23 protein-coding genes are annotated in these 26,041 nt (G+C 55.1%); 11 read left to right on the forward strand and 12 right to left on the reverse strand.

Features of this window, described 5'->3' with window-relative positions:
• Positions 1–123 precede the first annotated feature (123 nt).
• Positions 124–2,307 (forward strand): OsmC domain/YcaO domain-containing protein, encoded by a 2,184-nt coding sequence (locus HZU72_RS07930; protein ID WP_180091296.1) that lies wholly within the window; start codon positions 124–126, stop codon positions 2,305–2,307.
• Positions 2,308–2,383: 76 nt separating this feature from the next.
• Here HZU72_RS07930 and HZU72_RS07935 read toward each other — a convergent pair whose 3' ends face one another.
• Complete coding sequence (locus HZU72_RS07935; RefSeq protein WP_180091297.1) at positions 2,384–3,286, reverse strand: LysR family transcriptional regulator; 903 nt, start codon at positions 3,284–3,286, stop codon at positions 2,384–2,386.
• Between the two features lie 100 nt (positions 3,287–3,386).
• On the opposite strand from HZU72_RS07935, the gene HZU72_RS07940 reads away from it, so the two are divergent.
• The 3 genes from HZU72_RS07940 to HZU72_RS07950 all read left to right on the forward strand — a co-directional run bounded on the left by HZU72_RS07940 (position 3,387) and on the right by HZU72_RS07950 (position 6,303).
• Positions 3,387–3,602, forward strand: a complete 216-nt coding sequence (locus HZU72_RS07940) for a DUF2798 domain-containing protein (RefSeq protein ID WP_022522320.1) — start codon at positions 3,387–3,389, stop codon at positions 3,600–3,602.
• Positions 3,603–3,787: 185 nt separating this feature from the next.
• Positions 3,788–5,251, forward strand: coding sequence for an alanine/glycine:cation symporter family protein (locus tag HZU72_RS07945; protein WP_180091298.1), 1,464 nt, complete (start codon positions 3,788–3,790; stop codon positions 5,249–5,251).
• Positions 5,252–5,289: 38 nt separating this feature from the next.
• Positions 5,290–6,303, forward strand: coding sequence for an asparaginase (locus tag HZU72_RS07950; protein WP_180091299.1), 1,014 nt, complete (start codon positions 5,290–5,292; stop codon positions 6,301–6,303).
• A gap of 5 nt (positions 6,304–6,308) precedes the next feature.
• Here the strand turns inward: HZU72_RS07950 and HZU72_RS07955 are convergent, their stop codons facing one another.
• The 8 genes from HZU72_RS07955 to HZU72_RS07990 all read right to left on the reverse strand — a co-directional run bounded on the left by HZU72_RS07955 (position 6,309) and on the right by HZU72_RS07990 (position 15,032).
• On the reverse strand, positions 6,309–7,175 hold the full coding sequence (locus tag HZU72_RS07955; protein WP_180091300.1) for a DMT family transporter: 867 nt from the start codon (positions 7,173–7,175) through the stop codon (positions 6,309–6,311).
• Positions 7,176–7,339: 164 nt separating this feature from the next.
• Positions 7,340–8,569 (reverse strand): spore maturation protein, encoded by a 1,230-nt coding sequence (locus HZU72_RS07960; protein WP_180091301.1) that lies wholly within the window; start codon positions 8,567–8,569, stop codon positions 7,340–7,342.
• Positions 8,570–8,656: 87 nt separating this feature from the next.
• Positions 8,657–9,994: a four-carbon acid sugar kinase family protein gene (locus tag HZU72_RS07965; protein WP_180091302.1), complete on the reverse strand. Its 1,338-nt coding sequence runs from the start codon at positions 9,992–9,994 to the stop codon at positions 8,657–8,659.
• Positions 9,991–11,259: a ribulose-bisphosphate carboxylase large subunit family protein gene (locus tag HZU72_RS07970; RefSeq protein ID WP_180091303.1), complete on the reverse strand. Its 1,269-nt coding sequence runs from the start codon at positions 11,257–11,259 to the stop codon at positions 9,991–9,993. Before HZU72_RS07970 ends, HZU72_RS07965 begins: the two co-directional genes overlap by 4 nt.
• Positions 11,260–11,277: 18 nt before the next feature.
• A complete protein-coding gene (locus tag HZU72_RS07975; RefSeq protein ID WP_180091304.1) occupies positions 11,278–12,552 on the reverse strand; it encodes a TRAP transporter large permease in 1,275 nt (424 codons plus the stop codon).
• On the reverse strand, positions 12,549–13,079 hold the full coding sequence (locus tag HZU72_RS07980) for a TRAP transporter small permease (protein WP_180091305.1): 531 nt from the start codon (positions 13,077–13,079) through the stop codon (positions 12,549–12,551). Before HZU72_RS07980 ends, HZU72_RS07975 begins: the two co-directional genes overlap by 4 nt.
• A gap of 67 nt (positions 13,080–13,146) precedes the next feature.
• A complete protein-coding gene (locus HZU72_RS07985) occupies positions 13,147–14,145 on the reverse strand; it encodes a TRAP transporter substrate-binding protein (protein WP_180091306.1) in 999 nt (332 codons plus the stop codon).
• Between the two features lie 59 nt (positions 14,146–14,204).
• A complete protein-coding gene (locus HZU72_RS07990; protein WP_180091307.1) occupies positions 14,205–15,032 on the reverse strand; it encodes a phosphogluconate dehydrogenase C-terminal domain-containing protein in 828 nt (275 codons plus the stop codon).
• 239 nt (positions 15,033–15,271) lie between these two features.
• Between HZU72_RS07990 and HZU72_RS07995 the strand changes: the two genes are divergently transcribed.
• The gene (locus HZU72_RS07995) at positions 15,272–15,982 is read left to right on the forward strand and encodes a transcriptional regulator NanR (RefSeq protein ID WP_286902811.1); all 711 of its coding nucleotides are present in this window, start codon (positions 15,272–15,274) and stop codon (positions 15,980–15,982) included.
• 218 nt (positions 15,983–16,200) lie between these two features.
• On the opposite strand, the gene HZU72_RS08000 is transcribed toward HZU72_RS07995, so the two are convergent.
• The 3 genes from HZU72_RS08000 to HZU72_RS08010 form a co-directional block, all read right to left on the reverse strand.
• Entirely contained in the window at positions 16,201–17,133 is a 933-nt protein-coding gene (locus tag HZU72_RS08000) for a LysO family transporter (protein ID WP_180091308.1), read from the reverse strand.
• Positions 17,134–17,775: a hypothetical protein gene (locus tag HZU72_RS08005; RefSeq protein WP_235976033.1), complete on the reverse strand. Its 642-nt coding sequence runs from the start codon at positions 17,773–17,775 to the stop codon at positions 17,134–17,136.
• Positions 17,776–17,948: 173 nt separating this feature from the next.
• Complete coding sequence (locus tag HZU72_RS08010) at positions 17,949–18,872, reverse strand: 2-hydroxyacid dehydrogenase (protein ID WP_180091310.1); 924 nt, start codon at positions 18,870–18,872, stop codon at positions 17,949–17,951.
• 304 nt (positions 18,873–19,176) lie between these two features.
• Here HZU72_RS08010 and doeA point away from each other — a divergent pair, with 304 nt between their 5' ends.
• The 6 genes from doeA (at position 19,177) to HZU72_RS08040 (ending at position 26,015) form a co-directional block, all read left to right on the forward strand.
• On the forward strand, positions 19,177–20,376 hold the full coding sequence (gene doeA / locus HZU72_RS08015; protein WP_180091311.1) for an ectoine hydrolase DoeA: 1,200 nt from the start codon (positions 19,177–19,179) through the stop codon (positions 20,374–20,376).
• Positions 20,377–20,413: 37 nt separating this feature from the next.
• Positions 20,414–21,433 carry a N(2)-acetyl-L-2,4-diaminobutanoate deacetylase DoeB gene (doeB, locus tag HZU72_RS08020; protein WP_180091312.1) on the forward strand — a complete coding sequence of 340 codons (1,020 nt, stop codon included), beginning with the start codon at positions 20,414–20,416 and terminating at the stop codon, positions 21,431–21,433.
• Between the two features lie 8 nt (positions 21,434–21,441).
• A complete protein-coding gene (locus tag HZU72_RS08025) occupies positions 21,442–21,918 on the forward strand; it encodes an Lrp/AsnC family transcriptional regulator (protein ID WP_180091313.1) in 477 nt (158 codons plus the stop codon).
• 221 nt (positions 21,919–22,139) lie between these two features.
• Entirely contained in the window at positions 22,140–23,636 is a 1,497-nt protein-coding gene (locus HZU72_RS08030) for an NAD-dependent succinate-semialdehyde dehydrogenase (RefSeq protein ID WP_180091314.1), read from the forward strand.
• 138 nt (positions 23,637–23,774) lie between these two features.
• Entirely contained in the window at positions 23,775–25,208 is a 1,434-nt protein-coding gene (locus HZU72_RS08035) for an aspartate aminotransferase family protein (protein ID WP_180091315.1), read from the forward strand.
• A gap of 129 nt (positions 25,209–25,337) precedes the next feature.
• Entirely contained in the window at positions 25,338–26,015 is a 678-nt protein-coding gene (locus tag HZU72_RS08040) for a haloacid dehalogenase type II (RefSeq protein WP_180091316.1), read from the forward strand.
• Positions 26,016–26,041 lie beyond the last annotated feature (26 nt).

Consider the following 26,041-nt stretch of genomic DNA (forward strand, 5'->3'; position numbering starts at 1 on the left):
TGGTGGATGATTTGGACAATGGCCCAAGACGAAGCGGGTGAAAAACTGGATAATGGCTGCCATTCGCCTACCGGCTTAAGTATTTAACGGCCCAGGCACACTCATTACCCCGGACGCCCGCTCATGGAAATCAAAGTTAACTATCTCGACAACCTCCGCCTGGAGGCCAAGTTCGACGATTTTACGGTCATCTCTGACCAGCCGATTCGCTATAAGGGCGACGGCTCGGCGCCTGGGCCGTTTGACTACTTCCTGGCTTCATCGGCCATGTGCGCTGCCTACTTCGTCAAGGTGTACTGCAACGCACGGAATATTCCTACCGAGAATATTCGTCTTTCCCAGAACAATATTGTCGACCCAGAAGATCGCTATAAGCAGATTTTCAAAATCCAGGTCGAACTGCCTGAAGATATTTCTGAAAAAGATCGCCAGGGCATTCTACGCTCCATCGACCGCTGCACGGTTAAGAAGGTGGTGCAAACCGGCCCTGATTTCCAGATCGAGACGGTAGAAAACATCGACGAAGACGCCCAGGCGCTATTGATGGGCGCCCCGGAAGGCGGCAGCACCTATATCGAGGGCAAAGACCTACCGTTAGAGCAGACCATCGCCAATATGAGCGCGATCCTTGCTAATCTCGGCATGAAGATCGAGATCGCCTCCTGGCGTAATATCGTGCCTCATGTTTGGTCGCTGCATATCCGCGATGCGGCTGCCCCCATGTGCTTTACCAACGGCAAAGGCGCGACCAAAGAGAGCGCACTGTGCTCGGCATTGGGCGAATTTATCGAGCGCCTGAGCTGCAACTTCTTCTATAACGACCAGTTCTTCGGCGAAGAGATGGCGAACAGCGCCTTTGTTCACTACCCCAATGAGAAGTGGTTCAAGCCAGGGCCGAATGACGAGCTGCCCGAAGGGATTCTCGATGAGCACTGCCTGGACATCTACAACCCGGAAGGCGAGCTGTGTGGCTCAAACCTGATTGATACCAACTCCGGCCGCGAAGATCGGGGCATCGTCTCACTGCCGTTTGTGCGTCAAAGCGATGGCGAGACGGTCTACTTTCCCTCCAACCTGATCGAAAACCTGTTCCTCAGCAACGGCATGAGCGCGGGGAACACCCTGGTGGAAGCCCAGGTGCAGTGCCTGTCGGAAATTTTCGAGCGAGCGGTAAAGCGCGAAATCCTCGAACAGGAGTTAACCCTGCCGGATGTGCCGCAGGAAGTGTTAGCAAAGTACCCAAGCATAGTAGAGGGTATTAACGCTCTGGAAGCTCAGGGGTTCCCAGTGTTAGTTAAAGATGCCTCCATGGGCGGGCAGTTCCCGGTGATGTGCGTCACCTTGATGAACCCGCGCACCGGCGGCGTGTTCGCCTCCTTTGGTGCCCACCCAAGCTTTGAAGTGGCGCTGGAACGCAGCTTGACCGAGCTGCTACAAGGCAGAAGTTTCGAAGGCCTGAACGATCTGCCACTGCCCACTTTTAATTCACAGACGGTTTCCGAGCCCAACAACTTTGTTGAGCACTTTATCGACTCGGTAGGCGTAGTTTCCTGGCGCTTCTTTAGTGCCAAGCCCGATTTTGAATTCAGCGAGTGGGACTTCTCCGGCAGCAACGAGGAAGAAGCCGAGACACTGTTTGGTATCTTTGAAGAGCTGGGTGCCGAAGTGTATATGGCGGTACACGAAGACTTGGGCGCGCCGGTGTGCCGAATTCTGGTACCGGGTTACTCGGAGGTGTATCCCATCGAAGATCTGATCTGGGATAACACCAATAAGGCGTTGGATTACCGCGAAGATATTCTCAACCTGCACCGCCTCGACGACGATCAGCTCACCGACCTGGTCGAGCGGCTGGAAGAGAGCCAGATGGATGATCACGCCGATATCATCACGCTAATCGGTATCGAATTTGATGAGAATACCGAGTGGGGGCAACTGACGATTCTGGAGCTGAAGCTTTTAGTCTATCTGGCACTGCAGCGCCACGAAGAGGCATTGGACTGCGTGCAGATGTTCCTGCAGTACAACGACAACACCGTCGAGCGTGGCCTGTTCTACCAAGCGGTGAACGCGGTACTGGAAATTGTGCTGGATGATGAACTGAAGCTTGAAGATTATCTGCAGAACTTCCAGCGCATGTTCGGCGAAGCCACCATGGCGGCGGTGGTTGGTTCAGTGAGTGGCGAGGTACGTTTCCACGGCCTAACGCCCACTAACATGCAGTTAGAAGGCCTAGAGCGCCACCAGCGCTTGATTGAAAGCTATAAAAAGCTCCATGCTGCTCGGGCGGCAAAAGCGGGCATCTAAGCATTATCCAAAAGTGATGATCGTTAACTGCTGGCGTTACGGCGCCAGTAGAGAACGTTCGGTGCAGCCGGCTGGTCTAATCAGCAGAGTGGAACCAGGATTGGTGGCTGAGGAATTCGATTAGCTCGCTGCGAAACAGCTTGGCCCGCGCTGAAAGGCTTCGCCGGTAGGGCCATACCAAGAAGATCTCTCTGTGGCGCCCCTGCCACTCGGGGAGCACCCGTATTAACTCGCCCGTTTGTAAGCGGCTCGCCACCATACTGGCGGGCATCAATGCGATACCAGCGCCCGATAGAGTGAGATTGAGCACAATACTCATGTCGTTACTGATATGAAAATGATTCTTGTGACAAGCATACTGGCTTCCCTCTTGGTGGAACAGCTGCCACTCGCTAAACATCTTTGCTGCCACGCTGGGGCAAGCCTGGAGTTCCTCCACCGTGCTGGGAAGAGAGTGCTTCATCGTCGGTGAAGCCACCAAAATCGGTTCTATATAGCCCAGATACTTTTGTATCAGTGTCGAATCTTTTTGTGGTCCAGAGCGTAGAGCAATATCCGCTTGGTGATCGCGAATATCGACCACGTTGTTATCTAACTCGATAGTGAGTGCAATCTCAGGATAGCGGTGGATAAAGTGACGCCAAAATGCATCTAGCGGCCCGCTGCCCAAATTGACCGGCGCCATAATTTTCAACGGACCGCTTAGGCTATGCAGCGTTTGATCCAGATCCAAAATGCGCTGATCTAGTGCGAGCACCAATTCCTCACATTCGCGGTAGTAGGATTCGCCGTGAGGCGTCAACGTCAACCCCTTGGTTGAGCGATAGAGCAACTCAACGCCTAGCGTGGCTTCTAATGCGCTTATACGCCTCGACACAGTGGCAATAGTCATCTTCAACGATGCCGCCGCAGCCGTGAGGCTGCGTTGATTAGCGGCCACGATAAAGATATTCAGGTCATCTAAAGAGGGTTTGCGCATTTTGCAATTCTGTAAAATTGATTCTTATAATTTGGCATATATTACCGTTATAGACGTTTGTTAATCTGCCTGCACTTATACATCATCCTTAGGTACTCCCATGAAACATAGAATTATCTTCGCTATTCTCATGTCGTTTACGCTATCGCTAATTATGTCTGCCTGGGTGACCTACGTGAATATCGGGATGCATGCTGATTTTGTTGGCATCTGGATGCACGCTTGGTTTCTTGCTTGGCCAGCAGCTGGGATCATTGCGTTTATCAGCGGCCCCTTTATCCATAAGTTAGCCCACCGCATTGCCGAGAAGGTCTGACGGCTTGCCTGATGCATTATGGTGCACCCACTGATGCAGCGAGTGCACACAACTGCACCGCTGCGCCAAATTTAATCCTGCCCCACACTTGGTAAAACGTTCTCCGTGGCGCGAATTCCACATGTGCGATAACAAACGACGCGAATTCAAACATAACGTTAATACAAAAACGCGGAGAGAATCACATGCTCGATATGCTCAATGACCTCCTGTGGGGGAAGGTTCTATTAGTGCTGCTGGTGGGCGTTGGCATCGGTTTTACCGTTGCGTCCCGCTTTGTGCAGTTTCGCTATTTCGGTGAGATGTTTCGCATCCTCGGTTCCGGCCAAGCCTTTAAGCGCAATAAACACGGCCATTTAAGCTCGTTTCAGGCGCTGGTACTTTCAGTTGCCGGGCGCGTCGGTGGCGGTAACATCGCCGGCGTAGCGGTTGCGATTACGCTGGGGGGCCCAGGGGCGATTTTTTGGATGTGGTTGGTGGGCTTGATGGGCATGGCCACCAGCTTTTTGGAATGCACCCTGGCACAGACCTATAAAGAAGCCGAAGGTGACGGCACCTATCGCGGCGGCCCGGCGTACTACATTGTGAAAGGGCTGGGTAAACAGTGGCGCTGGCTGGCTGCGTTCTACTCGGTGCTGCTGCTGTTGACCTTCGGCTTTGCCTTTACCGCACTGCAATCCTATGCCGTGGCAACCTCTTTCGGTGACGCCTTTGGCGTGCCAGTGCTGTATAGCGGTATTGGTCTTGCGATGCTGGTAGGGCTGATTATCTTCGGCGGCATTAAGCGTATCGCACGTATTTCCGAGGTTTTGGTGCCCTTTATGGCGGTGAGCTATATCGCCATTGCGCTGCTGGTCATCGCCATGAATATTACCGAAATCCCTGGCGTGATAGCGCTGATTGTCAAGAGCGCTTTCGGCCTTGAACCGCTGATTGGCGGCGGTATTGGCGCGGCAATTATGATGGGCCTGAAGCGTGGCTTGTTCTCTAATGAAGCGGGCTTGGGTAGTGCGCCTAACGTCGCGGCGGTGGCCTATGTGCCGCACCCTGCCAACCAGGGCATCGTGCAGGCGTTTTCGGTATTTATCGATACCGTGATTATCTGTTCCGCCACGGCGTTTGTGATTCTGCTCAGTGGTGCTTATGACCCGACCGTAGGCGCTGGTGTTGAAGGCATCGCCCTAACCCAGGCAGCGCTGGCCGACCATGTGGGCGAATGGGGTCGCACTTTTGTCAGCTTGGCACTGTTGCTGTTTGCGTTTAGCACCATTCTCTACAACTACTACTTGGGTGAGAACAGCCTCAACTTTTTTAGCCGCGACAACCAGAACCTGTTTAACGCCTTCCGCGTCGCCATCGTGTTGTTGGTTTGCTGGGGTGCGACGACTGATTTGGGCACCGTGTTCGGCTTTGCTGATGTCACCATGGGCCTGCTGGCGGTGGTCAACCTGATTGCGTTGATCATGCTGTTCAAGTGCGGCCTACGCATTTTGAAAGACTTCGATGTGCAACGCCGACAGGGGATCAAACAGCCGATTTTTGATACCAACCAGCATCCCGATCTCGATCTGGATCCGAAAGCCTGGGAGCTAGAGCCCAAGGAGGCTGAAGCGTTAAAACAGCGCCTTGAAGGCGCGCCTGCGAAGTAAGTTGTCATCTAAAATGGATCGATAGGAAAGGAGTGCCTATGCCCCGCGTACTGATGCTCTATACCGGCGGGACGATTGGTATGCAGCCATCCCCACAAGGTTATATACCCTGCGCGGGGCTGGCCGAACGCCTGGCGGCGCATTTGGCCCTAGCCGATCCTTACCGGCTGCCAGCGTTTGATGTGCTGGAAATGCAGCCGCTGATTGATAGCGCCGAGTTAATGCCCGAGACATGGAATCGTTTGGTGGCAGTATTGGAGACGCACTGGCAGGCTTACGATGCCTTTGTGGTACTCCACGGCACCGATACCATGGCGTACAGCGCCGCAGCGCTCTCGTTTGTGCTCGGTGCGTTGAATAAGCCGGTGATCTTCACCGGCTCCCAAATTCCACTGGGTGAGCCAAGAAGCGATGCGTTGAACAGTGTGGTCAGCGCGCTGCAGCTTGCTGCTCACCCAGCAACACCTTGTGAAGTAAGCCTGGCATTTCACGACCGGCTGTTGCGCGGTAACCGAGCCCGCAAGATGCGCACTCAAGGCTTAGATGCCTTCGATTCACCCAACTTCCCTTGGCTTGCCGAGCTTGGTATTGGCATTAGTTTTCCCCAACCCTCGGCGCTGCTGAGCGGTAAACCGAATTTTGCACCTATTGAGGTGGACGACGAGGCGGTGGCGGTGCTGCCGCTGCATCCAGGAATGTCGCTGCGCCGCGCAAAGGCGTTGCTGGCGGATAAAACGCTAAAAGGGCTAGTGCTTTATAGCTACGGGGTTGGCAACCCGCTTAGCTTTGAAGGCGAGCTGCTTGACGCCTTGAAGGCGGCCAGCGAGAGAGGCGTAGCGCTGCTTAACGTTACCCAGTGTGCCCAAGGCGAGGTAGTGCAGGGGGCCTACGCCACCGGTGCCGCACTCAATCAAGCGGGCGTGATTGCCGGAAGCGATATCACCCTGGAAGCCGCTATCGCGAAGCTAACCGTGCTAATTGGACAAGGGCTGTTGGGGGCAACGCTGCGCAAGGCATTGAGTGCGCCCATGCGCGGTGAGTGTAGCCGTTAAGCCAATCAGCGGGAAGAAACGCTCAGTGCGGTGACGGTTAGCAAGATGATTCCCATACCTGCCATTTGAATAACGCCCAGACTTTCGTTTAACACCGCTACGCCAAACAGGGTAGCGGTGATCGGCTCGACCATGGCAATCATGGAGGCTAGCGCAGGTGCCGCATGCTTGATACCTACCACGTATAGCAGAAAAGATAGCCCAGCGCCGAGAATGCCCAGCGCTACAAACAGCGGCAGCTCCGGTGCGCTGACGACGCAGACAGCCTGGTTAATGTCCGTTGGCAACAGCAATGCGATGGCCAGCACGGTGAGGGCAACCGAAAGAATTGCCTGGGGACTGCCATGGGGCGCGGCATATTTGAAACCAAAAATGAACACGGCGTAGGAGAACCCGGCAAGCAACCCGGTGCCCACGCCAATTAACGAGAGACCACTGGCGCTGATGGCATACAACTTGGTTAACAGCACAATACCCACCATAACCAGCGCAATGGCCAGCCACTTGGCAGTGGTGGGGCGCTCAAGTTTGAGAGCAAATGAGACGAGATAGACAAAGACAGGGGCGCAGTACATCAAGGTAGCAGCGACCGCAACGTTGCCATACTCAATACTAAGAAAATAGAACGTAAAGTTGCCAGCTACGCCTAGGCCTGCAATCACCGACCAGAACCAAAGCTGCCTGCTGTTCAAGCCGCTATGACGGCGTTGAAGCAGCAGCCACCCAAGTGCGAAGAGAAGTCCTATAACCCCCCGATAAAATGATACGACGGCTGCATCCCAGCCGTCGTCTAGCAAAATGCCTGCGATTCCCCCGGATATCCCCCAGCAGAAGGCCGCCAGCGCTATCAACATACTGCTTGCGCCTGCCATATTTCACCTATCGTCCTTGAACGGTAAACACCCGGGAGCAACGAATGTTTAAACGCCTTTCTACTGCTTAACGATGGCACCTGATCTACTTGCCTGTAGAGCTTAATGCGGCTCCCCTGAAAGGTAGACGCTGAGCCTAGTGAACGAAAGCCCGCTAACGTCAGCTATCCAAAAAACCAGTAGCACACCGCAATCGCAGTAGTGACTCCCGCCACATCGGCGATCAGCGCACAGCCTAAGCCGTGGCGAATCCGAGTGATACCCACGGCGCCAAAGTAGACGGCCAGCACATAGAAGGTGGTTTCAGTGCTGCCTTGCATGGTGGCCGCGAGTAGCCCGGCGAAGCTGTCTACGCCGAAGGTATCCATGGTTTCGATCATCATGGCGCGGGCGCCGCTGCCAGAAAGTGGCTTCACGAAAGCGGTGGGGAGGGCATCGACAAAGCGGGTGTCCCAGCCGAAGCCTTCTACTATCCAACGGATGCCGCCTAACCCTGCGTCCAAGACGCCGCTTGCGCGCAGCACGCCGACTGCTACCAGCATGGCGATCAAGTAGGGCAGCAGCGTGATGGTAAAGCTCAGCCCCTCTTTTGCGCCTTCGATAAAGGCGTCATACACCCTCACCCCGCGTAGCGCCCCTACCACTAAAAACATCATCACAATGCTAAATAGCGTCAGGTTGCCCACTAGCGTAGAGGCCGCCGCCAGCGCCTGGGTGGACATACCTGCCAACATGGTGATCAGTAGCCCCAATGCAAGCGCAGCAATCGCTAAATAGGCTAGTACCACGGGCTGCCACAGTTTTAAGCGCTGCATCACCGCCACCGCCAAAAGCCCCGCCAGGCTGGAGGCGGTTGTTGCCAGCAGAATAGGTAAAAAGACCAGCGTGGGGTCGGCAGCGCCTTGTTGGGCGCGATACATAAAAATCGTTACCGGCAATAGCGTGAGAGAAGAAGTATTGAGCACCAAAAACAGAATTTGCGCGTTGCTGGCGGTCTCACTGCTGGGGTTAAGGCTCTGCAGCGAGTGCATCGCCTTGATGCCAATCGGTGTGGCGGCGTTATCCAGCCCCAGGATATTCGCCGCGAAGTTCATACTGATCAGCCCCATGGCCGGGTGGCCACGGGGAACCTCTGGCATTAAGCGGCAGAACAGCGGGTCGAGCACCCGCCCAAGCAGGCGAATCAAGCCGGCTTTTTCGGCAATCGAGAGAAACCCCAGCCACAGCGTCATGGTGCCCAGCAGCACCAGGATAATATCAACGCTCACTTCCGCCATATCGAACAGTGACTGCACCAAGCGAGCAAATACCTCGCTATCGCCGCCTACCAACCACTGCCAGAGTGAGGCCGCGAAGGCAGCGATAAAGAAGCTTAACCAAATTCCGTTGAGCATGGGGAGAGGGCATCCTGGCAGCGAAACGTGCGATGACGCCAATCCTACCGAATTCAGGTCGCTACAACACTAGTGGGGTTAAGACGCCTAGGCTTTGCCATCACGAATAGTCACAAAATAGCTTTCACTGCCGATCTGTCCGCCTTTTAAGGCGACTTCCAAGCCATCAAAGGCTGGCTGGTTGCTATGGGCGGTGCAGAGCGGCGAGCCCGGCGTTTCCGGCAGCGGCAGGCGCGTGGTGAGGGCGTGTACGCCAAGTTGGCTAAGCGCATGGCTGGAAGTGTCGCCCCCAGCGATCACTACGCGCTTAAGCCCATGGGCTTCTACCATCTGACGTAATAATTGACCTAGCGAGCGACCAATAAGATGGCGTGCCTTTTCCCCGCCCTGATGCACAGCATCCGCATCGCTGTTTGGCCCCAGGGCAGAGTACACTATGACGCTTTTGCCATGATTGAGTGCTTCGATAGCCTCTTTCAATGCCTTGTTCATGGTGTCGGCATGCGTCCGATCGTCGATAAGTTTGACGACATCAATGGCAACGACGCGAAATTCGTTGGTTTCCGCATGTCGAATTTGCCGGGCAGTTACTTCAGAGCAACTGCCCGACACCACGGCAATTTTTTCAACCGCCCCAGGAGAGGAGAACAGCGGTGGGTTTTCGGGAATGAGCGCCTGCTTTCGCCAAGTATCTACTAACGCATACTCTACGGCGGATGAACCCACCACGTAGCTGCCATCAGGTAATCGCGTTCGCCATAGCTGTGTGCCCACTTTTGCCTGATGGTTGCGGTTCAGTGTGTCGTAGAGCAATACGTCATTCGAGCGACTTAGTTGGTCAACCTGGGAATCGGTATTGGCTGATTCGATGCACAGTACGTCGGCTAAACCGATAGAGAGTTGGGTTTGTTTAGCCAAATGAAGCCTTAAATCGGCCTCTGCCATGGGCGTTACTGGATGGCGGCTCATTACTGGGTGGCGGTCAATACGGTGAACCTCGCCATCGAAGGCGGCAAAATGTTGGCCAAAAACGGTATAGCGCTTTAGCTGAGGGGCACCTACCACCAGCGGCACGCAGCTTTGCGCAAACAGGGCTTTGCCTATTTCCAGCGCTTTGCCGATATTGCCAATATCTGGCGCGCTATCGAAGGTGGAACACACCTTGTAGTGACACATAGAAGCGTTAAGGGATTGCAACCATGCCAGGGCGTTGTTTAGGTGTGTTTCCATCCAGTCTGGGGACTCGCTGCGGCTGGTACCTGCTAGGCCAATCGCTGGAAAATCGGCAAATGGAGCTAATTGCTCTTCGCTGGGCGGTGCCAGAAAAAGCACTGTTTCCACCCCGTTCAGGCTTAACGCTTCCATCACATCGGTCGAACCAGTGAGGTCATCGCCGTAATAGGAGAGAAGAAGAGGCGTGCTCATACGCTAAAGGTCTCCATGGCCTGGGCAAGTTCTCGGTGCTCACGGGCATAGGTTGCCAGCGGAATATTCGCCATGGCTGCTTGCCACGCCTGGCGCAGGCTTGCTACCCCACCGGCAATACCGCCAGGGTGAGCCATGATGCCGCCGCCACAGCAGTAAATCAGATCGCTATTGCCAAGTGCCTGATAGGTATCAGCCACTTGGGCGGCGCTTTGCCCCGACGAGAAGACCGGCATAATCTGATAACCCGCTGCAGGTGCCTCAAACATCGCTGTTTGGCAGGCGCGAGCGCTATTGATTACGCTAGCGTCCTCTTCGCTGAATTTATTGCGCAGGCCATTGACGTGAATATGATCCACTCCCGCTAGCCGCCACAGTTTATGGTAAGCGTCAAACGCCATTCCCAAGTGAGGTGAACGGCTTAACATGCCCCAGCCTGCACGGTGACCATGCAGCGCTACCTGGGAGTGGCGGCGTAAGTGCGCGACACCTGCTAAGCCAATGCTGTTAACAGCGACCATGACGCAGGTGCCGCCAGCAGCCACCACGTAGTCATGCTGCGCGCGCATTTCGTCGATATCACCACTGATATTAAAGGCGTACATCACCTTTTTGCCGGTGCGCTCCGCATGGGCGTTGATAATCGGCATGATGGCATCGACGCGCGCTCGCAGTGGGTTATGGGGGCCGTTAGCCTGCAGCTCGTCGTCTTTAATAAAATCAATACCTCCCGCCACGAGTTGCGTCACCATGTCAGCGGTTTCAGCTGGGGATAAGCCTACGCTGGGCTTAATAATGGTGCCTAACAGCGGGCCGCTGGTAATGCCGGTTAGCTGACGTGTGCCCGACATTCCAAATTGTGGGCCAGGGTAGGCGTCTGCGAAGGCGCTGGGTAAGTCGATATCCAGTAATTTCAGTGCGGAAAACTCCTTGAGTTCAAACAGGTTGCCCGCAACGGTAGACACTAGATTCGGTAGAGAAGGGCCCATGTTTTCCAGCGGCCAGGAGAGCTCCACTAGTGCGCGCTGAAACAAAGCGTGGCCTTGCGGCGCCAAATCAGCGCGCATGGGCAGCGAAGGTGCCTCAACCGCCTCCAGTGTCTCAATGTTTTCGACGACCGCCCCATGGGCTTCCCGCAAGGCATCGGTTTCATTGGCTAAGCGAGTAAAGGTGCCGGACGATTGCTCACCGGCCATGACTTGAGCCGCGTGTTCAACCGGGTAGGGCGTCTCAATCAGGTAGCGGGCGTGAATACGTGTGCTCATCAATTAGACTCCGGCAGTTCAAAAAAGGAGATCGCGCAGAAACAGCGAGATCATCGGCACATAGGTAATCAGCATCAGGCAGGTAATGATGGTGAGTACCGGCGGCAACAAAAATCGAAATAGCTGTTCAACGGGCAGCTTGGCTACTTGCGCGGCGGCAAAAAGATTCACTCCTAGAGGCGGGGTAAACATACCCAACGCTAAATTCACGACGATCACGATGCCGAAATGCACTGGGTCAATGCCGAACCCAATCGCAATGGGGGCCAAAATGGGGGCAAGAATTAAAATAGCGGCGGAGGTTTCGATAAACATTCCGACCACCAGTAGCAACATATTGATGGCTAGTAGGAAGGTGTAGCGATTATCAAAAGTGTTTTGTGCCCAGGCGCCAATATCACTGGCCAAACCTGAACGTCCAATCACAAAACTCAGAATAGAGGCCGCGGCAATAATCAGCATGATTGACCCTGCCGAAAGGGCGCTTTCGCGGAAAATACGCGGCAAATCATTTAGTTTGATAGTGCGATAAACCACCATACCTAAAAACAGCCCATACAACACTGCCACCGTGGAGGCCTCAGTGGGGGTAAAGATGCCACCGTAAATCCCTCCAATGATAATGACCGGCATTAGTAGAGCGAGAAAGGCACTGCGAAATGCGGGCCAAATCGGCGAGCGTAAATCACCATCCTGGGTGCCATAGCCTTTTAAGCGGCACCAAATAACGACCATTACAATCAAGGCTAGCCCGATCATTAGACCGGGGCCAAAGCCAGCGAGAAATAGTTGTGTAATGGACGTTTCTGTGCTGACACCGTAGAGAATCAATGGCACTGACGGGGGGATAATAATGCCCAGTTCCGCAGAAGAGGCCTGAATAGAGGCGGCCATCGGCGCCGGGTAGCCACGGGCTACCATGGCAGGAATCAAAATGGCGCCAATGGCAAAGGTAGTTGCCACACTGGAGCCCGAGATGGCGGCAAACATCATGCAGGTAACCACGCAGGTGCAGGCCAGGCCGCCCTGAATGCCGCCTACCAGTGAGCGGGCAAACTCGACCATGCGGGTGGCAATGCCCCCGCTGCTCATTATATGGCCGGCTAGAATAAAGAACGGCACTGCCATGAGAGGAAAGCTATCCAACCCCACGAACATGCGCTGTGGGACGACCATAAGTGGAACGCTGCTGAAGAAATAAAGACCAATCACCGCGGTTAAGGCGATAGCAACCGCAATCGGTATCGACAAGGCAAACAGCGCGATCAACGCTGAGCTGATTGCCAGGTTCATAGTGTTTCTCCTACATCAGTGCGGAGAGGACTCGTCTTGTGCTGCCCGTGATGATGCTGATATTCGGCACAGAGCTGGCGCGCAACCACTGCGACAATGGCGACGGCACAGCCAGTGGGTATAGCGGCATAAAACCAGGACATAGGGATTTCGAGCATGGCGATTTGCTGTCCAGATACGCGCAAGGTGATCAGGTACCCTTGCCAGACAAGAATTGTGAGTAGTGTTAATACGGCGGCGCATACCAAACGCTGACCATAAATGCGCAAACGCGGCGGCAAGCGATCAAGGAAAAGGTCAATGGAAATCATGGCCCCGTACCAGAAAGCCGCAGCACTGACTAAAAACACGCTCCAGACAATTAATCCTCGCGCCAGGATTTCTGACCAGGCAGCGGGGTCGCCGAGAATAAAACGGGTGAAGACTTGGAAGGAGACTAAAACCACCGCAATGGCGAGGAGTATTGCAGCGAGATTATGGCTGAGCTTGATGAGCCCCTGGGCCAAGCTATTCAGTAGCGACAACATAAGCGTAAACCTCATCGTCGGGGGGGGGGGATGCCTCCCGTAAGGGAGGCGTGCAGCTGAGGATGGCTCACTCGGTTGCGCGGATACGCTCTAGTAGTTCACTGCCATACTGGTCGGCGTAGCGTTCGTAGGCAGGTTCGGCGGCGGCACGGAACTGCTCGTAGTCGATCTCAGTCACCACTTCCATGCCGTTACTGCGCAGCAGATCAACGCCTTCCTCTTCGATACGCTGGACGGCATCACGTGAGGTTTGAGCGGCTACCTGGGCGGCCTCTCGGAACCAGCCCTGCTGCTCTTCACTCAGGTCATCCCAGTAGATCTTGGACATCACTAGGGCAGTGGGGGAGTAAACGTGCCCAGTCAGTGTCAGGTAATCCTGGATCTCCCACATATTATTCACGGTCAAAATGGGTATCGGGTTTTCTTGGCCGTCGATGGTGCCTTGCTGAAGGGCCGTAATGACTTCTGTCCAAGAAATGGGCGTTGGTGCGGCGCCCAAGGCTTTGAAGGTTTCCAGATGCACCTGGTTCTCCATGGTGCGAATCTTCATGCCTTCCATATCTTCGGGCGTTTTGACCGGGCGCACACTATTGGTGAGGTGCCGAAAACCGTTTTCCGCCCAGGCTAAACCAATTAAGCCTTCGTCTTCGAATTCCTCCAGTAACGATTGGCCAATCTCGCCATCCAGTACTTTATGGGCGTGATCGTAGTCGCGGAACAAGAACGGGAAATCGAGGGCGTAAACTGAGGGTACGAAATTACCAATAGGGCCGGTGGAGGTTAGTGTCAGCTCTACTGAACCGATCTGAAGACCTTCAAGCACGTCGCGTTCGCCGCCTAATGCACTGGCAGGGCGCAGATTGATTTTAAATTCACCGTCGCTAAGCCGATCAATCTCTTCGGCAAACGCTTGGCCTGCCTCACCATAGTGGGAGTTGAGCGGCGGTGTGAAAGCTAGATTCATCTCTTGAACGGCAAACGCTGAGGTGCTGGCGGTTAGTGCAAGAGCTGAGGCGAGGGTAGCCGCAATGCTGACTGAGATTTTGTTGAGCTTGTAAGAGGTCATGTTCTACTCCAGTTTGTTGTAATTAGCGTTAGAGCTGAGGTTTTTATGGCACCTTCGTCTTAGGTAATACGCCGAATGCTTTCGGCAATTTCCTCTGGCTCAAATACGCGTTTCCAGTCATCGCGCATCAACTGGGGTTTGCCATTCTCAATCGCTTTATTGCAGGCATCGGAGAATACGCCGGGGTGCTCATCAAAAATGACCGCCGCCAGAATATTCAAATGGCCGAGCAAAAAGTCGCGCGCGCACTCTTGATCAACGCCGCGGGCGACGACTTCATCCATCGCTTCGCGCATCACCACCAGCAGCGTGGCGCACACCGTTTCAGAAAGGCCGGGCTCCAGCAGTGCCATCTGCTCAACCGACACTCGGTGCGAGCGAACCACAGGGGCATAAATGGTTTTCGCGATCGCTTCGCCTAATGCATAAAGCTCTTCAGGGCCCTGCATCAATGCATTGACGATGTGTTGCTTAGCTTTGGCGCCGCCAAAGTAGTCACGCTTGGCATCCAGATTCGTTTCATCATTAAAGATCGGAGGGTGGCAAGGGTGCGTCACGAAGTAGACCAAGTCGTCACGGCTGGGCAGGTGGCCGGCAAAAGGGGCGGCGGCATCCAGTGTGATCACCATGGTGCCGCTGGCCATTAGTGGCGATAGCTCATCGGCAACGCGGCCCACTAGTGTGTCGGGAACCGCTAGTATCACTACATGAGCCTCGGGAACCGCCTGTTTGGCATCTACACAGTTGAGCCCGAGGCCTTCTGATAGGCGCTGGCGGCCTGCATCACTCAATTCAACGTGGCTGACGTTATAATCTGACTGTTGCAGGTTGCTCGACAGGCGATAACCCATTTTTCCGCCTGCGCCGATAAGGGCAATGTTTGTCATATCAGACTCCAATGAAGGGGTTGCATGGCGCTAGCCATGTGTTGGCCGAGGGGCTAAAGAGAAAGAGCTGATTGCTCGACAACTGGTATGATGACATAATATCTATATCAGTATGTCAAATGCTGCTTTGGTCGTACTTAAGTAAATTTCGCTCAATTTATAACGCTTCAAAGCTAGGCTAGACTGCTAAAGCTCATTGGATAACCAAGCCGCTGTTTGGCTTGTGAGGAGAAATCGCCGTGCAACCAGCCCCTAAAATTACTCGGCGCAAGCTTTCAGATGAGGTGTTTGATCGACTGTATAAAATGATTGAGGCGGGCCAATACAAGCCGGGTGATACGCTGCCTTCTGAGCGCGAGCTGATGGATAGCTATGGCGTGGGAAGACCGGCAATCCGTGAGGCGATGCAAACGCTTGAACGTATTGGACTTGTCGAGATAAATCATGGTCAGCGCCCTAAAGTACTGCAGCCGACGGCGGTAGGATTGATGTCGCAGATCGATTTAACCGCTCGTCATATGCTCGCTAGCTCGCCACAGTCGCTTGAACAACTTAAAGAAGCGCGCACCTTCTTTGAGCTGGGAATGGTAGAGAAGGCGACAGGTCAGGCTTCTGCGGCAGACATTGCTCACTTGAGAGAGCTGTTAGAGAAGCAGCGCGGACACTTAAATGGCGATGCCCAAGCCTTTATAGAGGTCGATATGGCCTTTCATACTGCCATTGCCGGGATAACCCGCAATCCGATTTTTATGGCAACTAGCCAAGCCATGCTGGGTTGGTTAGCGCGTTTTCACGCCAGTTTGCTGCACTGGGAAGGGAATGAAGATATTACCCTGCTGGAGCACGCCAAAATTATTGACTGCCTCGAGCAGGGAGATAAGGAGGCTGCCGTAGAGGAGATGCGCAAACATTTAGAGCGCGCACGCCTGCTTTATAGCCTGAACAATTAGGGCCTGTTGACGTTTCATCGCGGCCGCGAGTGAAACGTCAACAGGCCCTAGTCCGAATTTCTCACAGGGGATAATAGAAAGCGGCTGAAAGTGTTATTATTTCAGTATGTTACACCAGAAAACACACCAACAGCCGCTATCCAAAGTGGTACCTGAAGGCAGTTGGCGGCATTATGACCTATTTATGCAGCTCATTGAGGTGCAGTGAGAAATCCGGGCTAGCCCGATAGCGAAAGAAAGAACAGAATTAGCGGCGGTGAGAGCAGTGAAAGGATAAATCCGCTGACCACGGCAATGGGCACGCAGGCCACACCGCCGTGTTGCTGAATGACGGGCAGGGTGAAATCCATGGAGGTGGCGCCACCATAACCAATCGCCAGGGCGGTATGGCGGTGGATCACCAGCGGAATCAATATAAACGCCAGCAGTTCCCGGGTCAGGTCGTTGAAGAACGCCACACCGCCCATCAGTGGGCCTAGCTGGTCGCCGATCAAGATGGCCGAAAGAGAGTACCAGCCAAAGCCTGACGCCATCGCCAGGCCTTCGTTCCAGCTTAATGAGAGCAGCGGGGCGGCAGCTAAGCCTGCCAGCAGCGAACTTATTGCCAACGTCACCGCAATCGCCAGCCCCATGCGGTTAAGTAAGATCTGCCTGAGTGGCATGCCGGAGTTACGCAGTTGGCAGCCAATCAGTGCCAGCAGCAGGTAGAGTACCCATTCGGCCAGTAAATCTGCGCTGTTGAAAAGCCTTTCACCCAAGTATGGCCCCAGCAGCAGGCCAGCGATAACGCCCCCAGCCACCACGACGACCAGTAACAGCGACCCCCGCATGGCCGCCAGCTTACTGGTAGGAGCATTTTTCACCACTGGTGAGCTACCGGCCTTGAGCGTTAAACGGCGCGATAGCCACCATAGCGCTGCTAAGTTAAACAGCGTGGTAATGCTAAATAACAGCAAGGCGTTGCCACCCAAGCGCGAAAGCTGGCTAGTCAGGTTTTCAAGCCCGGCAAGGCTTATGCCCATGAATAGCAGAATCAGGTAAACCGAGCCATTAACCGCTCGGTTGATCAGGTTCTGTAACTGTATGGAACGGACGCGAACCAGATAGCCAAGAAAAAGCGGTAGTAGAACAATCAATAAACCGGAAAACATTTAGGGCGTCGCGCCACCGTTTGGGTTGAAGTTAGTTAATGTCAGCTGCGTTTCGCGGCGACCCTCTTTTCGATACACTGCCGAAAGAATCAGCCCGGGCCAGTCAGGGTGAAAGCTAATGGTTAGCAGGCGGTCGGGCTTCTCGATATCAATGAGCGATACGTTCAGTGCTTCAAACTCTCCTGCGGGAACCTCAATGCTGCCTGGGTCGGTAACATAATATTGAAAGTGCTCATCGCGGCCTTTTTGATCGACAAACTCAATCGCGCAGGGCGTACTCTGTGTACAGTTTTCGTGTCCCGCCCGGCGGGAGAGATCAAATAGCGCCGCTTGGCGATCTAAAGTGGGGATCTCACCTTCGTTCAGCTGATAGCTATCACCCACGCCCAGCACCGAATAGCTGCTGCTAAAGAGCAGAGCGTTGGTGTCATCGCCATTGAGCGAAAAACGGCTGAACTCCTGGCCGCGCGCCACGGTGATTGAAAAGCGCATATCGCTTAACCAGTGATTTCCTTCGTTAGAGAGGCGGTGGGTAATGGTAGCCCCAGGCCAACCGCGAACCTCCAGCCTGTACTGTGCTTCAAAGGGCTTAGGGGCTTCAAAGGGCTGCGGCTCTTCGAATGTCTCAGTTGCTAATGCCATGCTACTTGAGCAGGAAATAGCAAAACCCAACCCCACACACCTGAGCGCGTGGCCAGGCAGTTGTGCGAAAACATTGACCAAGGACCTTTCCTCCATAAAGGGTATCTTCCTAAGAGCCTTTAGCCACTGCTTGGTTCCCAGCGCGCTAGTATAGTCTGGGCGGGGGGGGAGCGTCAGTAACCTGCCTCCGGGTTGATGGTTGAGAGTTTTTCACCCGATTCAAAGGCATGCAAGTAAGCGATCACTTGGTCGATGGCATCATTCAGCGGAGTAGGCGCCGCCATATGGGGGGTGACGATTACCTTAGGATGCTGCCAGAGCGGGTGGTCAGCGGGCAGCGGCTCTTCCTGGAATACGTCCAATAGCGCACCCCGCAGGTGACCGCTACCCAGTGCTTCCAATAGCGCCTGCTCATCAATCAAACTACCCCGGCCAGGGTTAATCACATTAGCCCCTTGGGGCAGTTGGGCCAGCCGCTCGGCGTTGAGAATATGTTGAGTGGCGCTCGTATCGGGCAGAATGGTGATCAGGCTCTGCACTTGGCCGAGCAGTTCGCTTAATCCATCATCGCCATGAAAGCAGTGCACGCCACTGATCTGCTTGGGGGAGCGGCTCCAGCCCAGTACAGGGAAACCTGCTTGCTGCAAGGCGCTGGCCACAAAGCTGCCAATGGCGCCCAGGCCTAATACACCCACTGGCCACTGGGATTTTTCCACCACCTCTTGCGGCTCCCAAGTGGCGCTTTTTTGCTGCTCTGAGTAACGATCCATGCTGCGGTAAAAGTGCAGTACGCCATAGAGTGCGTAATCGGCCATCAGCTCACCCATGCCCGCATCGCGCAATTTTACAATTGGCACGTCGCTGGGCAGGCCTGGGGTTTTCAGCAGATAATCCACCCCTGCGCCTAAATTGATGATGCCTTTGAGCTGGGTTTGCTCTTGCAGCAAATGGGCAGGGGCTTTCCAGACGGCGAGATAGTCAGCATCTTTACGCTCATCCGCTGGCGCCTCGCTGGTGAGTACGGTGGCTTGGGGTAACGCTTCCTCGAGCGCTGCTTGCCACTGCGCCGCCTCATCAATATGCACGACAATTTTCATTTCGTTTCCTCTCGCTAAACGTGTTTCCAATGCAGGTTATCATGGTGAGCGATAGGAGCCGTTGCAAGCTCGCTTAGTGCAAATAATGATGCAGTATGCACTTTTTGTCATAAAGCCTTTGACCGCTAACCAAGGGTCGGTGCTAGTATCGGCTTAAGACGACATTGGCGGGCCTGCTGCAAGTGCGGCAGATGCAACCCCGACGCCTGATCGGTGGTGGCCAGGTCGATCCTGTGGCCCAGCGTTGCGTGCCGATAGTAGGCAGTGCGCTGGTTCTTGGTGATCTTTAATGGCGAGTTGCCCGATGACTCAGGTTTCCCTGCCTTTCACGCGCGAAGAGTACGCTACCCGCCTGTGGAAAGTGCGTGCTGAAATGGCCAGTCGTGGCATTGACGTACTGATCGTCAGTGACCCTTCCAATATGGCTTGGCTAACCGGCTACGACGGTTGGTCGTTTTATGTGCATCAGTGTGTGCTGGTGGGCCTTGAAGGCGAGCCGGTATGGTTCGGTCGGCGCATGGATGCCAACGGTGCCTTGCGTACCTGCTGGATCGATCCCGAAAACATTACCTACTATCCGGATTACTACGTGCAGAATCCGGACATGCATCCCATGGAGTACCTGGCCCAGTCGATCATGCCGGATCGCGGCTGGCATCTGGGTGTGGTGGGCATGGAAATGGATAACTACTACTTCTCTGCCAAGGCATATTTGAGCCTGCTAAAAGAGCTGCCTCACGCGCGCTTTATGGATGCCAATTCGCTGGTGAACTGGTGCCGGGCAATCAAGTCGCCGCAAGAAATTGCCTATATGCGCATTGCCGCCAAGATCGTGGAAGGCATGCATACGCGTATTCTTGAGGTGATTGAGCCAGGCTTGCCCAAGAGCAAGCTGGTGTCAGAGATTTACCGCGTTGGCATAGAAGGTTTTGTGGATGAGAATGGCAAGGTATTTGGTGGCGACTATCCCGCTATTGTGCCCATGCTGCCCACCGGTAAAGATGCGGCCGCGCCGCACCTGACTTGGGACGACACGCCGTTTCGCAAAGGTGAAGGCACTTTCTTTGAGATTGCCGGGGTGTTTAAGCGCTATCATGCGCCGATGTCGCGCACCGTGTTTCTGGGCACACCGCCGATGGATTTTATTCGTGCGGAATCCGCTCTGCTGGAAGGCATTGAAAACGGCTTGGCAGTGGCCAAACCCGGTAACCGCACGGCGGATATTGCCATGGCGCTGGGGGCGGCGATGGATAAATACGGGTTTGACCGCGGCGGCGCCCGCTGTGGTTATCCCATCGGTATTTCGTACCCGCCCGACTGGGGTGAGCGCACCATGAGCCTACGCCCCTCCGATGACACTATTCTGGAGCCAGGCATGACGTTCCACTTTATGCCGGGGCTCTGGGAAGAAAACTGGGGCTTGGAAATTACCGAAAGCATCTTGATTACCGAAGATGGTTGCGAAACCCTGGCCAATTTTCCGCGCCAGCTGTTTGTGAAGTAGTGCTGATATAGCTGCCCGTAACATAAAGGAATTTTTCATGACGACGATGCGACCAAGTCCCATTTCCGCCACCGTTGATTTTGATGCCGATGGCGTTCAGCACGGCTTTTTAAAGCTACCGATTTCTACCGATGAGTCTGCCTGGGGCGCGGTGATGATTCCCGTGACCGTGGTCAAGAACGGTGAAGGCCCCACGGCACTGCTGACCGGCGGCAACCACGGCGATGAATATGAAGGCATCACCTCGCTACTGAAACTCTCTTCAACGCTGAAGGCAGAGGACGTGACTGGGCGGGTGATTATCGTGCCGTGCATGAATACTCCAGCGGTCATTGCAGGCAAGCGTACCTCGCCGATGGACAAGGGCAACCTTAATCGAAGTTTTCCCGGCGACCCCAACGGCAGTGTCACGCCGCAAATTGCCGACTACTTCACCCGCGTGTTGGTGCCGATGAGCGACGTGGTACTCGACCTTCACTCGGGCGGCCGCACGCTGGATATTCTGCCCTTTGGCGCGTCTCACGTGCTGGATAATAAAGAGCAGCAGCAGGCCGCTCTTGAAGGTGCCAAAGCATTCGGCGCCCCCTATGCCATGGTGATGTTTGAGCTGGATGCGGAAAAACTCTTCGATACCGCCTGCGAGCGCCAGAGCAAAGTCTTTGTGGCCACCGAGCTTGGCGGCGGCGGCACTTCCACTCCACAAAGCATTGCCATTGCCGAGCGCGGCGTGCGCAATTTCCTGATTCACTACGGCCTGATAGCAGGCAAAGTGGAAATGCCTACAGGTGGGCAGCTGTATCTCGATATGCCCGACGCCAGTTGCTACGTTCAGAGCCAGCACTCTGGCGTGTTAGAGCTATTGGTGGCCCTGGGTGATGAGGTGAAAAAAGGCCAAACCATCGCCTACGTGTACGATATGACCCGCAGCGGCACCGATCCGGTTGCCTATAAAGCAGAGCGCGACGGCATTCTAATGGCTCGCCGTGCACCCTCACTGATCAATATGGGGGATACCCTGGCGGTGATTGCCGATGTTGTTGAACGCCTGGAGGCGTAATCCTCGGCATGATGAAACTTGACCGTTATGATCTAAAAATTCTCGATATCCTCTCCCGCGATGGGCGAATCACCAAGTCGAAGCTGGCCGAGGCGATCAACCTCTCGGTCAGTCCCTGCTGGGAGCGGGTAAAGCGCCTGGAGAAAGCCGGCATTATTGAAGGGTATACTGCGCGCATCAACGCGGACGTGTTAGTGCCGCGCAATCCTGTCTGGGTGCAGATTGAGCTCAAGCAGCACAACGCCGAAAGCTTCACTCGTTTTGAAGCGCTAGTGATGCAAACCCCGGAAGTAACCGAGTGTGTGGCGGTGGGCGGTGGGGTGGATTACCTAGTGAAGTTTGAAGCGCGCACCATCGATAGCTATCAACGCCTGATGGATAGATGGCTGGTCTCTGAAGCCGGTATCGAGCGCTATTTCACCTATATCGTGACCAAAACCGTTAAGCGCGTTCCTATAGGCATCGATACCGACGACATTCTTTAATGCAGTTTTGGCCCCTATCGTAAGCCCACCAAAAAAAAGCACTGCCAAACGCCCTCTGACAAAAAAAGTCGCGTGATAAGTCTCGGTTTTCAAAAACACTTCGTGGCTCCTCTCCGTTAACCTTGGGGCATTCGATGGCAAGGCTAATGAGCGCTTGCTGACAATGCCACACAGTGACTGCAGCGCTCGGTTAGCCAGACTGCATTTGAGGAGAGGTTCCCATGACCACACTATCGACCACGCTCGCCAAGCGCCTGGAAGATCCGCGTCTGTTTCGGCAGTACGCCTACGTGAACGGTAAGTGGACTCACGGGGAAGGTGGCCGCGAAGAGGCTGTCTATGACCCCGCCACCAATGAAGCCATTGGTCATATCCCGTTGCTGGAATCCGAGCAGGTCACTGCCGCCGTGGATGCCGCAGAAGCGGCGTTTGTGCACTGGCGGGCGCTGCGTGCTGATGAGCGCTGTGAGCGTTTGCTGGCTTGGTACGACCTGATTCAAACCAACCGTGAAGACCTCGCCACCATCATGACGCTGGAGCAGGGCAAGCCGCTGCCCGACGCCCGTGGCGAAGTAGAGTACGGTGCCAGCTTCGTGCGCTGGTTCGCGGAAGAGGGCAAGCGTACTTATGGCGAAACTATTCCCAGTCATATCCCGAATGCGTCGCTCGGTACCATTAAAGAGCCGGTCGGCATTGCCGCGATGATAACGCCGTGGAACTTCCCGCTGGCAATGATTACCCGCAAGGCGGCCGCGGCGCTGGCGGCGGGTTGCCCGGTGATTGTGAAGCCTGCCAACGAAACGCCGTTCTCTGCGCTGGCGCTGGCGGAGCTTGCCGAGCGGGCAGGGATTCCGGCAGGGATTTTCAACGTAGTGCTGGGTGACCCCGCGGAAGTCTCAAAAATTCTCTGCGGTGAGTCGCGTATTCGGGCGTTGTCGTTCACCGGTTCTACCCGCGTGGGCCGTCTGTTGATTGAGCAGAGCGCTAATACCGTCAAGCGGCTCTCCCTGGAGTTGGGTGGCAATGCTCCGTTTATTGTTGGGCCCGATATGGATCCCAAAGAGGCGGCCTTTGCGGCCATTGACGCCAAGTTCCAAACCGCTGGGCAGGACTGCCTGGCTGCTAATCGCATCCTGGTGCACGAATCTATCCATGATGAATTCGTAGAGCATTTCAGCGAGCGTATGGCGGCGCTTACCGTGGGAAATGGCCTCCACAGTGAGATAGACCTTGGCCCGCTGATTCACCGTCAGGCGGTAGAAAAGGCGGCCGCGATTGTCGATGACGCCATTTCCAAAGGCGCCAAGATGGTGGGTGGTGATCAAAGCCAGGCACCGGGGGAAAACTTCTTTATGCCGGTGATGCTGACCGGCGTGACGGCGCAGATGAAGGTGTGGCGGGAGGAGAACTTCGCGCCTGTGGCCGGTATCACCGCCTACAGCACCGACGACGAAGTGATTGAAATGGCCAACGACACCGAGTACGGCCTGGCGGCGTATATCTATACCCACGATATTCGCCGCATCTGGAAGCTGATGCGCGCCCTGGAGTACGGCATGGTCAGCGTTAACTCGGTTAAGATGACCGGCCCGCCGGTTCCCTTTGGTGGCGTGAAGCAGTCTGGCCTTGGCCGTGAAGGCGGTGCCACGGGTATCGATGAATACCTGGAAACAAAGTATTACTGCCTGGGCGCGCTGGGCTCAGTATCGGGTAGTTAAGCCCGGGAACTTGAGTTGGCCCTGTGGGAGCCCGGCTTGGCCGGGCGAAGGCACCGCTAGGTGCCCAAAGTCTAGTCAGTCATCAAAGATAAAACACCTCCCCCAACAGCGGGTGGGTTACCGTACAGAGAGAACACTATGAGCTTGCATCAGGATTTGATCGAACGCGACCGTAAAGTCACTTTCCACGCCTCTACCCACTTGCGCGATTTCGCCCATGGCGATGCGCCGGGCCGCGTGATTACCGGCGGCAACGGCATCAATATCGTGGATAAGGACGGCCGCGAATTTATCGACGGCTTTGCCGGGCTTTACTGCGTCAACATCGGATACGGGCGCACCGAAGTCGCCGAGGCGATCTATAAGCAGGCACTTGAACTCTCTTACTACCATACCTACGTAGGTCACTCCAACGAGCCGCAGATCGAGCTTTCCGAGCGTATTCTCAAAATCGCCGGGATGAATATGTCCAAGGTCTACTACGGCATGTCTGGTTCTGACGCCAACGAAACCCAGCTCAAGATCGTGCGTTACTACAACAACGTGCTGGGCCGCCCGCAGAAGAAAAAGGTCATCTCACGCATGCGTGGTTACCATGGTTCGGGCATTGCCTCGGGCTCGCTGACCGGCCTGAAAGCGTTCCACGACCACTTCGATCTGCCCATCGATACCATTCGCCATACCGAAGCGCCGCACTACTACCTGCGTGCCGCCGAACAGCAAGGCATGACCGAGCTTGAGTTCTCTGCGTATTGCGCCGACAAGCTGGAAGCGATGATTCTGGAAGAGGGCCCAGATACCGTGGCCGCCTTTATCGGTGAGCCGGTACTAGGTACTGGTGGTATCGTACCGCCGCCGGAAGGCTACTGGGATGCCATTCAAAGCGTGCTGGCGAAGTATGACGTGCTGCTGATTGCCGATGAAGTGGTCTGTGGCTTTGGCCGTACCGGTTCTGACTTCGGCAGTCACCACTACAACATGAAGCCAGATCTGGTCACCATCGCCAAAGGCCTGACCAGCGCCTACCAACCGCTTTCCGGCGTCATCGTTGGTGAAAAAGTCTGGCAAGTGCTTGAGCAAGGCACCGGCGAATACGGCCCCATCGGTCACGGCTGGACTTATTCAGGCCACGCTCTGGGCTGTGCGGCAGGGCTTGCCAACCTGGATATCATCGAGCGTGAAAACCTGGTGGGTAACGCGTCGGAAACCGGTGCTTACTTCCAGCAGCAGCTAAAAGCCAATTTCGAAGGTCATCCGCTGCTGGGCGACGTTCGCGGTGTAGGCCTGATGGCGGCACTGGAGTTCTCCCCGGATGCCAAGCAGCGCCTGCACTTCGACCCGGCACTCAAAGTCGGCCCCCGCGTGGCAGCTGCCGCTATGGAAGAGAACCTGATTGCTCGCGCCATGCCCCAAGGCGATATTCTCGGCTTTGCGCCGCCGCTAACCATTAACCGTGGTGAGGTGGATGAGATGATTGGTCGCGCCAAGCGGGCCATTGACCGGGTTACCGATGAACTAGTGCGCTCTGGGGACCTGAAAAGCGGTGAAAAAGAGGCCGCGTTTACGGTCTGATCGAGTGTTGTAGCCTTTTAAGCGCCGCTGCCTGTGCAGCGGCGCTTTTGTTATTGAAGGTGTCGTCTATGCTAAAGATATAAGCTGAACTCAGGTCACAATTAATTGAAAGTTAAGGAGTAGCCAACGATGCAACCGGTCTTAGCCTTCGATGTATACGGTACGCTGATCGATACCCAAGGCGTTACCGTTGAGCTTGAGCATCGCCTAACGGATGCTTCCAAAGCTGGCGAATTTGCTCGCCGCTGGCGCGATAAGCAGCTTGAGTACAGCTTTCGCCACGGCCTGATGGGGGCTTACGTGCCGTTCTCGGAGTGCACCCGCGAAGCACTGGTGTTTATTGACCGAGCACTGCAAACCGGGCTTTCGGATAATGACCAAGATCATCTGATGGCGGTGTACGCTGAACTGCCCGCGTTTGACGATGTAGTGCCTGCGCTCGATCAGCTTCGCGAAGCGGGCATACGCTGCGTGGCGTTTTCGAACGGTACAGCAGATGCCGTGTCCAAGTTGCTCACCCGAGCAGGCGTTGAGAGCCATATGGACGATGTAATCAGCGCCGATGAGGTAAAACGCTTTAAGCCAGACCCCGCAGTGTACGCGCATTTGCGTAACCGCTTAGAGACACGCCCCGAGCACACATGGTTGGCTTCCAGTAACCCTTTTGATGTGATTGGTGCCACCTATGCAGGCCTACGCAGTGCCTGGATACGGCGCAGTTCCGATGCCCCTTTCGATCCTTGGGGTGTCGAGCCGGATATGACGGTTACCGATCTAGAGGCATTGGCAGAGCGCATAATCCGCTAGGTTGTTAACCTACGTCGACAAGCCGC

It is taken from the genome of Vreelandella sedimenti, assembly GCF_013416325.1.
Taxonomy (GTDB): domain Bacteria; phylum Pseudomonadota; class Gammaproteobacteria; order Pseudomonadales; family Halomonadaceae; genus Vreelandella; species Vreelandella sedimenti.

Excerpts from the sequence above, each read along its gene's own strand:
- HZU72_RS07930 (WP_180091296.1), top strand. The coding sequence starts at position 124 with ATGGAAATCAAAGTTAACTATCTCGACAACCTCCGCCTGGAGGCCAAG.
- HZU72_RS07935 (WP_180091297.1), bottom strand. The coding sequence starts at position 3,286 with ATGCGCAAACCCTCTTTAGATGACCTGAATATCTTTATCGTGGCCGCT.
- HZU72_RS07940 (WP_022522320.1), top strand. The coding sequence starts at position 3,387 with ATGAAACATAGAATTATCTTCGCTATTCTCATGTCGTTTACGCTATCG.
- HZU72_RS07945 (WP_180091298.1), top strand. The coding sequence starts at position 3,788 with ATGCTCGATATGCTCAATGACCTCCTGTGGGGGAAGGTTCTATTAGTG.
- HZU72_RS07950 (WP_180091299.1), top strand. The coding sequence starts at position 5,290 with ATGCCCCGCGTACTGATGCTCTATACCGGCGGGACGATTGGTATGCAG.
- HZU72_RS07955 (WP_180091300.1), bottom strand. The coding sequence starts at position 7,175 with ATGGCAGGCGCAAGCAGTATGTTGATAGCGCTGGCGGCCTTCTGCTGG.
- HZU72_RS07960 (WP_180091301.1), bottom strand. The coding sequence starts at position 8,569 with ATGCTCAACGGAATTTGGTTAAGCTTCTTTATCGCTGCCTTCGCGGCC.
- HZU72_RS07965 (WP_180091302.1), bottom strand. The coding sequence starts at position 9,994 with ATGAGCACGCCTCTTCTTCTCTCCTATTACGGCGATGACCTCACTGGT.
- HZU72_RS07970 (WP_180091303.1), bottom strand. The coding sequence starts at position 11,259 with ATGAGCACACGTATTCACGCCCGCTACCTGATTGAGACGCCCTACCCG.
- HZU72_RS07975 (WP_180091304.1), bottom strand. The coding sequence starts at position 12,552 with ATGAACCTGGCAATCAGCTCAGCGTTGATCGCGCTGTTTGCCTTGTCG.
- HZU72_RS07980 (WP_180091305.1), bottom strand. The coding sequence starts at position 13,079 with ATGTTGTCGCTACTGAATAGCTTGGCCCAGGGGCTCATCAAGCTCAGC.
- HZU72_RS07985 (WP_180091306.1), bottom strand. The coding sequence starts at position 14,145 with ATGACCTCTTACAAGCTCAACAAAATCTCAGTCAGCATTGCGGCTACC.
- HZU72_RS07990 (WP_180091307.1), bottom strand. The coding sequence starts at position 15,032 with ATGACAAACATTGCCCTTATCGGCGCAGGCGGAAAAATGGGTTATCGC.
- HZU72_RS08000 (WP_180091308.1), bottom strand. The coding sequence starts at position 17,133 with ATGTTTTCCGGTTTATTGATTGTTCTACTACCGCTTTTTCTTGGCTAT.
- HZU72_RS08005 (WP_235976033.1), bottom strand. The coding sequence starts at position 17,775 with ATGGCATTAGCAACTGAGACATTCGAAGAGCCGCAGCCCTTTGAAGCC.
- HZU72_RS08010 (WP_180091310.1), bottom strand. The coding sequence starts at position 18,872 with ATGAAAATTGTCGTGCATATTGATGAGGCGGCGCAGTGGCAAGCAGCG.
- doeA (WP_180091311.1), top strand. The coding sequence starts at position 19,177 with ATGACTCAGGTTTCCCTGCCTTTCACGCGCGAAGAGTACGCTACCCGC.
- doeB (WP_180091312.1), top strand. The coding sequence starts at position 20,414 with ATGACGACGATGCGACCAAGTCCCATTTCCGCCACCGTTGATTTTGAT.
- HZU72_RS08025 (WP_180091313.1), top strand. The coding sequence starts at position 21,442 with ATGATGAAACTTGACCGTTATGATCTAAAAATTCTCGATATCCTCTCC.
- HZU72_RS08030 (WP_180091314.1), top strand. The coding sequence starts at position 22,140 with ATGACCACACTATCGACCACGCTCGCCAAGCGCCTGGAAGATCCGCGT.
- HZU72_RS08035 (WP_180091315.1), top strand. The coding sequence starts at position 23,775 with ATGAGCTTGCATCAGGATTTGATCGAACGCGACCGTAAAGTCACTTTC.
- HZU72_RS08040 (WP_180091316.1), top strand. The coding sequence starts at position 25,338 with ATGCAACCGGTCTTAGCCTTCGATGTATACGGTACGCTGATCGATACC.